Genomic DNA, 6,875 nt, shown 5'->3' with positions numbered 1-6,875 from the left:
CGTCGCCCGCGCGGGCGACCTGGGCCAGTGGGCGCGGGACCACCACGAGAAGCTCGTCCTGCGGGAGCAGGAGGCCCTGCGGGTCTGCGCGGGCGACGCGCTCGTGCACGGCGACCTGCGCGCGGACAACGTGATCATCGACGACCAGCACCGCGTCTGGCTCATCGACTGGCCGCACGCCGCGATCGGCGCCCCCTGGCTCGACTGGGCGTTCATGCTGCCGAGCGTGTCGCTGCAGGGCGGCGGCGACCCGCACACCGTCTTCCGCGGGTCCGCCGTGAGCGAGGGCGTCTCCGACGACGACCTGCGCGCCGTCCTCGCGGGCCTGTCCGGCTACTTCATCTCCTCGTCGCTGCAGCCCCCGCCCCCGGGCATCCCCAACCTGCGCCGTTTCCAGGCGGCCCAGGGCGTCGCCGCCCTCCGCTGGCTCCGCGACCTCTCCTGACCCTCGTTCATACCGACGTGGGCGCCGTCCGCGCACGCGGAACGGCACCCATGTCGGTATCGACGGACGTCAGTCCTGGGACTTGAGGCGGCGGAGCTCCGCCGCCGCCTGCGGGAGGACCGTGAACAGGTCGCCCACGACGCCGAAGTCGGCGATCTCGAAGATGGGCGCGTCGGCGTCGGCGTTGACCGCGACGATCGTGCCGGACGCCTGCATGCCGCCGCGGTGGTGCACGGCCCCGGACACGCCGGCGCCGATGTACAGCCGCGGGGACACGGTGACGCCGGTCTGGCCGATCTGCGCGTCGTGGCCGATCCAGCCCTCGTCGGTCGCGACGCGCGTGGCGCCGACGGCACCGCCGAGGACGTCGGCGAGCTCCTCGACGGGGCTGAAGTCGCCCTCGGTGCCGCGCCCGCCGACGACGACGACGTGCGCGCTGCCGAGGTCGGGGCGACCGCTGTCGGGACGCTCGGTCCGCTCGACGAGCGTGACGCGCCGAGCGCCCTCGGAGACCGCGACGGCGTGGGGCACGACGGCCGGCGCACCCCCGGTCGCGGACGCGTCCACGACGACGGAGTTGGCCTTGACGGTGACGACGGCGAGCGGCGCGGTGATCGCGCACCGCGTGGTCCAGGTGCCGGCGAAGACGGTCTTGTCGGCGACGTAGCGCCCGTCCTCGACGACGAGCCCGTCGGCGTCGGTGACGACCCCGGCGCCGGTGGCGACGGCCAGGCGCGCCGCGGCCTCCTTGTTCTCGAACGACGACACGAGCAGCACGAGGCCTGCCCCGGTCGCCGCCACGAGCGAGCCCAGCGCCTCCGCCAGGACGGCCGTCAGGTGCAGGTCGGCGTCGGCGACGACGCGGTGCACCTGCGTGACGCCGAGCGCGCCGAGCTCGGCGAGGACGTCGGCCGACGGCTCGGTGTCGGCGGGCCACACGCCGTGCACGCCGGCGCCGCCGGCGAGGGACGCGGCGAGCGTCGCGATCTCGCGGACGGGGCTGCGCAGCGCGCCCTCGGGCGTGTGGTCGAGCAGGACGAGGACGGGCGCTGTCGTTCCGGTCACGGCGTTCTCGATTCTCGGGTGGTGCGAGGAGCCCGGGCGTCCGGGCGGTACGGACTTCAGGCTCAGACGAGCTTGTTCTCGACGAGGTAGCGCGCGAGCTTCACGCCGGCCTCGCCGTCGTCGGTGACGAGCACGCGGTTGTCGCGGGCCGGGCGAGCCGCCGCGGAGACGACCTCGGTGCGCGCACCCGCGGCACCGACGGCCGACGCGTCGAGGCCCAGGTCGGCGAGCGCGAGCGTCGTGACGGGCTTCTTGCGGGCGGCCATGATGCCCTTGAAGTTCGGGTACCGCGGCTCGTTGGCCTGGTCGGTCACGGACACGACGGCGGGCAGCGGGGCCTCGAGGACCTCGGTCGCGTGGTCGAGGTTGCGGCGCACGCGGACGGTGCGGGCGGCCGGGTCGACCGTGAGCTCGGCACCGAGCGGCAGCGCGGGCAGGTCGAGCAGCGTGGCGAGGGCCGTCGGCAGCAGCGAGGTGAGGCCGTCGAGCCCGGCCATGCCGGTGACGACGAGGTCGACGGGCTCCTGCGCGGCGAGGTGCTGCACGGCGGCGGCGAGCACGCGCGCGGTGCCGATCGCGTCGGAGCCGGCGATCGCGTCGTCGACGACGTGCACGGCCTCGTCGGCGCCCATCTGCAGGCCCTTGCGGACCGCGTCGGCGGCGTCGTCCGGGCCGACGGTCAGGGCCACGACGGATCCCTCGCCGAGGGACTCGACGAGCGCGAGCGCGGCCTCGAGGGCGTTCTCGTCCAGCTCGTTGAGCGTGCCGTCCCCGCCGTCGCGCACCGCGCGACCGTCGGGGCCGAGGGCCCGGTCCGACTGGATGTCCGGGACGTGCTTGACGCAGACGACGATCCTCACGGCGGAGACGTTACCGCCCGCGGCGGCCGCCCCGGTCCGCCGTGTCGAGGGGCGGAAGGGTGGCGGAAGGGGGCGGCGTGACGCCGCCCGGAAGCACGCACGACGCACGGGTGTCACGTCCGTCCAGCAGAATGGCGGGCGTGAGTGCGACCGCCCCGTCCCGACGGCCGCCCCGGCTCGGTGTCCACGTGACCGACGAGGGGGTGGACGTCGCGGTGCTCGCGTCGCACGCGACCGCGGTCGAGCTGTGCCTGTTCGACGGCGTCGAGGGGACGCTGACGGAGCGCCGCATCACGCTGTCGGGCCCGGTGCACGGCGTGTTCTCGGCGTCGGTGCCGGGCATCCGCCCGGGGCAGCGCTACGGGTTCCGGGCGCACGGTCCGTGGAACCCGTCGGCGGGGCTGCGCTACAACCCGCGCAAGCTGCTGGTCGACCCGTACGCGCGCGGCCTCGTCGGCGACGTCGAGCACGTCCCGCAGACGTACGGCCACGTGGTGGACGAGGACCTGCACGGCGACCCGTACGGACCGGCGGACCATCGCGACTCCGCGGGGCACGTGCCGTTCTCCGTGGTCGTCGACACGCGCGACCTGCCGGGGCCCGACCCGGCGGCGAACCGCCCGTGGACGACGTGGTCGCGCACGGTCGTGTACGAGGCCCACGTCAAGGGCCTCACGGCGCTGCACGACGCCCTGCCCCCGGAGCTGCGCGGCACGTACGCGGGCCTCGCGCACCCGGCGGTCGTCGACCACCTGCTGGGGCTCGGCGTGACCGCGGTCGAGCTGCTCCCGATCCACGCGTTCTCCTCGGAGCCGCACCTGGTCGAGAAGGGCCTCACCAACTACTGGGGCTACTCGACGCTCGGCTACTTCGCACCGCACGCCGCGTACGCGACCAAGGAGGCGCGCGCGCTCGGGCCCGACGCGGTGCTGGAGGAGGTCCGCCGCGCCGTCCACGGCCTGCACGAGGCCGGTCTCGAGGTCCTGCTCGACGTCGTCTACAACCACACGTGCGAGGGCGGCCTGCCGGGGCAGCACCTGTCGTGGCGCGGGCTCGACTCGACGCTGTACTACGCGCACGACGGCGGCGTCCCGGCCCGTCTGGCCGACGTGACGGGCACCGGCAACACGCTCGACTTCCGCCGCCCGGCGGTCGTCGGCATGACGCTCGACTCGCTGCGCTACTGGGCCGACGTCGTGGGCGTCGACGGGTTCCGCTTCGACCTCGCGGTGACGCTGGGCCGCGACGCGGACGGCTTCACGCCCGACCACCCGCTCCTGGTCGCGGCGCAGGTCGACCCGAGCCTGCACGGTCTCAAGCTCGTCGCCGAGCCGTGGGACGTGGGCCCGGGCGGCTGGCGCACGGGGCAGTTCCCGCCGCCGTTCGCGGAGTGGAACGACCGGTTCCGCAACGCGACGCGGTCGTTCTGGCTCGCGGACCCGGCGCGTGCGGCGCACGGGCTGCCGGGTCACCGCGTGCGGGACCTCGCGACGCGCCTGGCGGGTTCCGTGGACCTGTTCGGCCACACGGACCCGCCGCTCATGCGCGGCCCGGCCGCGTCGGTGAACTACGTGACGGCGCACGACGGGTTCACGCTCGCCGACCTCGTCGCGTACGACCACAAGCACAACGCGGCGAACGGCGAGCAGAACCGCGACGGCACGGACGACAACCGGTCGTGGAACCACGGGCTCGAGGGCCCGGTGCACCTCGAGGGGCCGGGCGCGGACATCGTGCCGCTGCGCCGTCGCTCGATCCGCAACCTGCTCGCGACGCTCGTGCTGTCGGCGGGCACGCCGATGATCACCGCGGGCGACGAGCTGGGCCGCACGCAGCACGGCAACAACAACGCGTACTGCCAGGACAACGAGACGTCGTGGGTGAGCTGGGACCTCGCGCCGTGGCGCAAGGACCTGCTGACGACGGCTCGCTGGCTGCTGCTCCTGCGCCGCGAGCACCCGGCGCTGCGCGCGGACCGGTTCTACTCGGGCCGGCCGCTGCTGCCGGACCGTCGCCCGGACCTCGCCTGGTACGACGCGCTCGGGACGCCGTTCGACCACGCGCGCTGGCACGACCCGTCAGTGCGCACGCTGCAGATGGTGCGCACGGCTCCCCCGCCCGACGACGACACGGTGATGCTGGTCGTGAACGGCGCGCTGGACTCGGTGACCGTGGTGCTCGCGGACGAGCACGGGGGTCGGTGGCGGCTCGCGTGGGACTCGGTGTGGGAGCGTCCGGGCGACGAGCGGGCCGAGGCGATCGCCGGCAGCCTGCACGCGGAGCCCGGCGAGTCGACGGTCATGGAGCCCCTGAGCATGCGCGTGTACGTCCTCGACCGCGCGGAGTGACGTCCTTCTGGACGACCGTCCAGACGTGTACCGTCGCGACATGACGCACTCCCACGACGTCGTGGTCGTCGGCGCGGGCCTCGCGGGCCTGGTCGCCACCGCCGAGCTCCTCGCGGCGGGCTGCCGCGTCGTCCTGCTCGACGCCGAGAACGCCGCGAGCCTCGGCGGGCAGGCGTTCTGGTCGTTCGGCGGGCTCTTCCTCGTCGACTCCCCCGAGCAGCGCCGGCTGGGCATCAAGGACTCGGCCGAGCTCGCGCTCGCCGACTGGCTCGGCTCGGCGGACTTCGCCGACGACGGCTCGGACCGGTGGGGACGCGCGTGGGCGGAGGGGTTCGTCGACTTCGCGGCGGGAGACCTGCGGCCGTGGCTGCACGCGCAGGGCGTGCGCTGGTTCCCGCTCGTGCAGTGGGCCGAGCGCGGCGGCTACACCGCGGGCGGCCACGGCAACACCGTCCCGCGCTTCCACGTCACGTGGGGCACGGGTCCGGGCATCCTCGAGCCGTTCGTGCGGACGCTCCTCGACGCGCGCAAGGACGGGCGCGTCGACGTGCGCTTCCGGCACCGCGTGACGTCGTTCGTCACGACCGACGGCCGCGTCACGGGCGTGCGCGGCGACGTGCTCGTGGACGACGGCGTCGCCCGCGCGGTGCCGAGCTCGCGCGAGGTCGCACGCCCCTTCGAGCTCGAGGCGGCCGCGGTCGTCGTCGCGACGGGCGGCATCGGCGCGAACCACGGCCTCGTCCGCGCGACCTGGCCCGAGCACGCGGGCCGGCTCCCCGAGCGGATGCTGTCGGGTGTCCCCGACCACGTCGACGGCTCGGGCGTCGCCGCCGCACGGGACGCAGGGGGCGCGGTCGTCCACCCCGACCGCGCATGGCACTACCCCGAGGGCATCACCAACCACTCGCCCGTGTGGAGCCGGCACGGCATCCGCATCCTGCCCGGCCCGTCGTCGCTGTGGCTCGACGCCGACGGGAACCGCCTGCCCGTCCCGCTGTTCCCCGGCTTCGACTCGCTCGGCGCGCTGCAGCACCTCACGTCGCGCGGCGACGACCACTCGTGGTTCGTGCTCGACAAGACGATCCTCGGCTCGGAGTTCGCGCTGTCCGGCTCGGAGCAGAACCCCGACCTGACCGGCAAGAGCGTCCCGCAGCTCCTCCAGCGCGTGCTGCCGGGTGCGGTCGGCCCGGTCGAGACGTTCGCGCACGAGTCGGAGGAGTTCCTCTGGGCGGACACGCCCGCCGAGCTCGCGCGCCGCATGAACGCGCTCACCGGCACCGACCGGATCGACGCCGAGCAGCTCGAGCAAACCATCGTCGACCGCGACCGCCAGGTGGAGTCCGGCCTCGGCAAGGACCTCCAGGTGGTCGCGACCGCGATGGCCCGCCGGTACGTCGTCGACAAGGTCATCCGCGTCGCCAAGCCGCACCGGCTGCTCGACCCCGCGCACGGCCCGCTCCTCGCGGTCCGCCTGTCGGTGCTCACGCGCAAGACCCTCGGCGGGCTGCACACCGACCTCGAGGGACGCGTGCTGCGACCCGACGGCGAGGTGCTGCCCGGGCTGTGGGCCGTCGGCGAGGCGTCGGGGTTCGGCGGCGGCGGTGTGCACGGGCACCGCGCGCTCGAGGGCACGTTCCTGGGCGGCTGCCTGTTCACCGGACGGACGACGGGCCGCGCGCTGGCGTCGACGCTCGACTGACGGTGCCGCCGCTGGACTGACGGTCCAGGTCGCAGGCGGCCGCGACGGCACGTCGCACACCGGGCACATCCGCCCAGGTCGGGCGCGCGTCACCCCGGTGTGGCGGACACGGCTCCCGCACCGGATGCCCACCCCCACCGCCTGCGGATAGGTTCGGGAGCGTGACGACTCCCCCGAAGTCCGGCAGCCGTTCGCGCACCACCGCGCCCCGCCTCACGCCCGCCACCGAACCCGGTCCGGCCGCGTCCGGCACCCCCGCCGAGCCGCCGAAGCGCGGCCGGCGTGCCGCGTCCGCGGTCGAGCAGATCGGCACCCCCGCGGCCGCGAAGCCGACCCGCACGCGCACCCGCACGGCCGCCGCGACCGAGCCCACGCACCCGGCCACCACCGCGCAGGTCGGACCCGCGGTGCCGGTCGCCGGCACCACCGCCGGCACCCCGACCCCCGCGGCACCGAGC

General features: G+C 75.1%; 5 protein-coding genes and 1 pseudogene. 4 read left to right on the top strand and 2 right to left on the bottom strand.

The genetic code is table 11. The features are described from left to right. The coding region (locus CTKZ_RS00095) for a phosphotransferase family protein (RefSeq protein WP_148090444.1) at nucleotides 1-445 on the top strand (445 nt) is incomplete at its 5' end. A 69-nt stretch (nucleotides 446-514) separates the two neighbouring features. Here CTKZ_RS00095 and CTKZ_RS00090 read toward each other — a convergent pair. Together CTKZ_RS00090 and CTKZ_RS00085 are read right to left on the bottom strand one after the other, a co-directional pair. Then, nucleotides 515-1,510: an electron transfer flavoprotein subunit alpha/FixB family protein gene (locus CTKZ_RS00090; protein WP_124341008.1), complete on the bottom strand. Its 996-nt coding sequence runs from the start codon at nucleotides 1,508-1,510 to the stop codon at nucleotides 515-517. A 62-nt stretch (nucleotides 1,511-1,572) separates the two neighbouring features. Further along, the gene (locus CTKZ_RS00085; RefSeq protein WP_124341007.1) at nucleotides 1,573-2,370 is read right to left on the bottom strand and encodes an electron transfer flavoprotein subunit beta/FixA family protein; all 798 of its coding nucleotides are present in this window, start codon (nucleotides 2,368-2,370) and stop codon (nucleotides 1,573-1,575) included. A 131-nt stretch (nucleotides 2,371-2,501) separates the two neighbouring features. On the opposite strand from CTKZ_RS00085, the gene glgX reads away from it, so the two are divergent. The 3 genes and pseudogenes from glgX to CTKZ_RS00070 form a co-directional block, all read left to right on the top strand. Next, a complete protein-coding gene (gene glgX, locus CTKZ_RS00080; RefSeq protein ID WP_124341006.1) occupies nucleotides 2,502-4,718 on the top strand; it encodes a glycogen debranching protein GlgX in 2,217 nt (738 codons plus the stop codon). 40 nt (nucleotides 4,719-4,758) lie between these two features. Beyond that, complete coding sequence (locus CTKZ_RS00075) at nucleotides 4,759-6,417, top strand: FAD-binding dehydrogenase (protein ID WP_124341005.1); 1,659 nt, start codon at nucleotides 4,759-4,761, stop codon at nucleotides 6,415-6,417. Between the two features lie 161 nt (nucleotides 6,418-6,578). Then, nucleotides 6,579-6,875, top strand: a pseudogene (locus tag CTKZ_RS00070) (hypothetical protein); the annotation flags it as partial.

Source organism: Cellulomonas algicola, assembly GCF_003851725.1.
GTDB lineage: Bacteria > Actinomycetota > Actinomycetes > Actinomycetales > Cellulomonadaceae > Cellulomonas > Cellulomonas algicola.
This window is presented reverse-complemented; position numbering and strand designations above follow the sequence as displayed.